This is a genomic window from Streptomyces sp. PU-14G (assembly GCF_041028275.1).
In the GTDB taxonomy this organism is placed as follows: Bacteria; Actinomycetota; Actinomycetes; order Streptomycetales; family Streptomycetaceae; genus Streptomyces.
On sequence record NZ_JASKYT010000669.1, the window covers coordinates 1 to 1,188 of the forward strand.

The 1,188-nt window shown below is 70.3% G+C and carries 1 protein-coding gene and 1 pseudogene; one reads left to right on the plus strand and one right to left on the minus strand.

The genetic code is table 11. The features are described 5' to 3' along the window. A pseudogene (locus tag AB8Z75_RS34555) lies at nucleotides 1-352 on the minus strand (hypothetical protein); the annotation flags it as partial. A 338-nt stretch (nucleotides 353-690) separates the two neighbouring features. On the opposite strand from AB8Z75_RS34555, the gene AB8Z75_RS34560 reads away from it, so the two are divergent. Beyond that, entirely contained in the window at nucleotides 691-1,143 is a 453-nt protein-coding gene (locus tag AB8Z75_RS34560) for an SPW repeat protein (protein WP_369209043.1), read from the plus strand. The last annotated feature ends 45 nt before the right edge of the window (nucleotides 1,144-1,188 follow it).

Below are 1,188 nucleotides of genomic sequence, written 5' to 3' on the forward strand. Positions count from 1 at the left end.
CTTCCAGTACGGCGGGGAGCGGCAGGGCGGGGCGGTACGGGGAGGCGTACCAGACGGGTCCGTTGGCGGGGCCGCTCACCTCGCTGACCGGCAGCAGCCAGGGACTGCGGGGTGCCCCGTCCGGCCCGTTCCGCTGTGCTGCGAGGGCTTCCGCGTGGAAGCGGCGGGCGTAGTCGGGATCGGCGACGGTCTCCAGCGGCACCGTGTTGACGAGGACGGTCCGCTCGCCACCGGGGGCGAGGCCCACGAAGCGGCGCGCAGCGGCGCGTATCTCGCTCGTGTCCGCGTCGAGGCGACCGACGAGGGTGTAGGGCCCGAGCCGTCGTGGATCGTCCTGGCGTAGCGCTTCCATTCCCCCCTGTCGCCCCTCCCCCTGAATGACGATGCCGTAGGTCGCGGCGCTGTGGGCACGCCGCTGCGGATGGCCGCCGTGCGCGTGACGGCCCCGTGGTGACGGAGGGGAGCGAGCCTACGCCAACCCGTGTCGCGGCAGCCACCTTGTGCACTCGTGCCCTCACCTTGCGGAGCGGGGTACCACGGGGGCCGCGAGACCGGCTCGGGCAATGTGACCCAAATCACACGAATGGGGGCGCGTGGCCGTGAATGTCACCCGACCACTGTTCACCCGGTGGCTGGCGGGTGAGTTCCGTTCGCCCACCACAGGCACTCTCTGGAAGGAGGAGGACAACCATGGCAGTGCCTACTACCGGCAGCAGCATCGAACACCACCCGGATCTGGTGGAGATGCGTGCGCGGTACGAGAAGGCCGGATCCACTCCGACCGCACAGCTGGTGGAGGGCCTGAGCTTCCTCGCGGGCCTCTACATAGCGATCTCGCCGTGGGTCGTCGGATTCAACACGTCGACGAGCCTGGCGGTCAGCAACCTCATCGTCGGCTTGGCGTTCGCGGCGCTCGCCTTCGGTTTCGGATCCGCCTACGAGCGGACGCACCTGCTGGGGTGGACGGCGCCGCTGCTCGGGGCCTGGGTGATCATCTCGCAGTGGGTGATCAACGGCGCGCCGGACACGACGTCGATCGTCGTCAACAACGTGATCGCGGGTGGTGTCGCGGCACTGTGCGGACTCGCCGTCATGGGTCTGGCGATGGGCAGGGGGCGGGGGGGTGACGGCCACCCTGAGTAACCGGTGACGGGCGGAGCGGTGCCCACCGCTCCGCCCGTCGCGCAC

Coding starts and splice junctions, on each gene's coding strand:
- AB8Z75_RS34560 (WP_369209043.1), top strand. CDS start 691: ATGGCAGTGCCTACTACCGGCAGCAGCATCGAACACCACCCGGATCTG.